General features: G+C 51.5%; 2 protein-coding genes and 2 tRNA genes. 2 read left to right on the top strand and 2 right to left on the bottom strand.

The annotated features are described in order from the left end of the window. Positions 1 to 497: DUF1214 domain-containing protein (locus tag ACXJ5O_RS25225; RefSeq protein WP_457302299.1), on the top strand; the 497-nt coding region annotated here is incomplete at its 5' end. 171 nt (positions 498 to 668) lie between these two features. Here the strand turns inward: ACXJ5O_RS25225 and ACXJ5O_RS25220 are convergent. Next, positions 669 to 742: transfer RNA gene (locus ACXJ5O_RS25220), tRNA-Cys, on the bottom strand. Positions 743 to 917: 175 nt separating this feature from the next. After that, complete coding sequence (locus tag ACXJ5O_RS25215) at positions 918 to 1,166, bottom strand: hypothetical protein (protein WP_457302298.1); 249 nt, start codon at positions 1,164 to 1,166, stop codon at positions 918 to 920. A gap of 237 nt (positions 1,167 to 1,403) precedes the next feature. Between ACXJ5O_RS25215 and ACXJ5O_RS25210 the strand changes: the two genes are divergently transcribed. After that, a tRNA-Asn gene (locus ACXJ5O_RS25210) sits at positions 1,404 to 1,478 on the top strand. The last annotated feature ends 613 nt before the right edge of the window (positions 1,479 to 2,091 follow it).

Below are 2,091 nucleotides of genomic sequence, written 5' to 3'. Positions count from 1 at the left end.
GGATACAGGAGGGCATGACCTACACGTTCAGCAAGGATGGCGCGCCGCAAATCGATGCCCGCAACAATGTCTATTACATGGCTGCAGGCAATTCACCTGCGATGATGGCCAAGAACGTCGGGCAAGGTTCGCAGTATCTTTGGACCTACCGCGATGGGGATGGCAACTTCCTCGACGGCGCAAAGAACTACAAGCTGCACATCCTTCCCAACATACCGGCCAAAAATTTCTGGTCGGTCGTTGTCTACGATGCGCTCAGCCGCTCGGAATTGCAGAACGGTCAGCCRTTTCCTTCCGTCAGCAGCTACGTGAAACCTCAAATCAATTCAGATGGGTCCGTCGACATCGCCTTTGGACCGGATGAGCCAAAGGAAAAAGGCAACTGGATTAAGACTGTTCCCGGTAGGGGCCGGTTTCCCATATTCCGGTTCTACGGACCTGGCGAACCGTACTTCGACAAGACCTGGAAGCTGGAGGATATTGAGGCCGTAAAGTGAATGAGCGTTCCGGCGCGCAAGCGAACGCCTGACTTCCAACCGCCAGTTGTCCAGCAGTACTTTCACCTTAACCGGTATCGGCGTTCTCAAATGCATTGGAGTGGCGTCCCAAAGCCCCACACCTAAAAATTTAACAATCAAATCAGTTACTTATATGGTAAATTTTGTGAATGGAGGCCTCGCCCGGAATCGAACCGGGGTGCAAGGATTTGCAGTCCTCTGCGTAACCACTCCGCCACGAGGCCTCAACATCAAAATAGCTAATGAAATTAACTACTTATGGAAGTGACAAAATTTCATTCCGAACAGCGTCACTTGCGGCATTCCGAATAGCCGTTTTTGATTTGTGCCGCAATACGTAAAATGAGAAGCCGCAAACAATCGTAACTGTCTCGATGTGCTTGTGCGGAACAGAACTTCTCAGTCTTTGTCCTTGTCTGACGCAAACCAGCCGGTTTTCCAGCGGCGGCCGAGCTTCACTTCGATCTGACGGCGTTTACGCCGTACCAGCGCCGAATCCTGTGAAAGGACGACCAGACCGAGCGGGACCATCCAGAAACCGAGAACAGGCAGGAAACCGAGCGCACCTCCGGCAACCAGAGCTCCGCCAAGCGTGCGACGCATCGCCACCGATTGTGGAACGGGTATATGGCGGCCTAAAATGCGCATATGCCGGCGCTTCCTGTGGCCGTGATGCGCGGAATTCGCCTGGCTTTGCTTATCTTCCGGGTCTTCAGACAAAAATCTTCTCTTTCGATTAAACCAAATCCAGAGCCGGATGTAGGTACGCTTTCGCCCCATGTCATCATTCTGTTATGCACATAAGTCGAAAAAAAGCGAAATGGTCCTTTGCAAAAGCGAAACCCTTTTGCTATAGGCCACTTCGCTGATGAAATAAGCAGCTATTCCCCGGTAGCTCAGTGGTAGAGCAATCGGCTGTTAACCGATCGGTCGCTGGTTCGAATCCGGCCCGGGGAGCCAGTTAAATCAAAGGCTTAGCGAGAAATCGCTGAGCCTTTTGCTTTTCAAGGCCCTTCTGGGGCAACGTTTGGGGCAACATTGTACAAACTCTAAATCGCGCCACTGATCACAGCGGTGCGGCAATACCCGCGTCGACAAGGGTTTTTTCAAGTTCAAATGCGATGTGTCGAACTGTCGGAAGATGTGGCCGCGGGGAAAATGGTGTAACACTGGTCCCATTATCGAGGGACCATTTTGGATCACCACGAGAAAATTCGATATAAGCCGCGTCGTCTAGCTCTCGGTCGACATGACCACCGCCGTCTTGATTCCGCATTGAGAAAATCAGTCTTCGGCGATTCATGGAAAGCCCTCTTGGGCTTTTGAATACTATGTCTTTCTCCCACCATTGATGGAACTGTACCGATGAATGACCTGATCAGTCCCCACGATCGAACCGGGGCATGTTCGTGGCTTGCCCGTTCTCAACACGCATGACGACAAATGGTTGGTCCTGAAAGAGATTACCTTCTCTTAGAGGACGCGCGTAACTAACAAATCTCCAGCTGCCTCGGAGAGAGGGTTGAGTCAAAAGACTGGATTGTCCGCCGTCATGAACCATTATGAATATTGC

The organism is Phyllobacterium sp. P5_D12 (genome assembly GCF_054049495.1).
The sequence above is the reverse complement of the archived record's forward strand: the minus strand, read 5'-3'. Positions and strand labels throughout refer to the sequence as shown.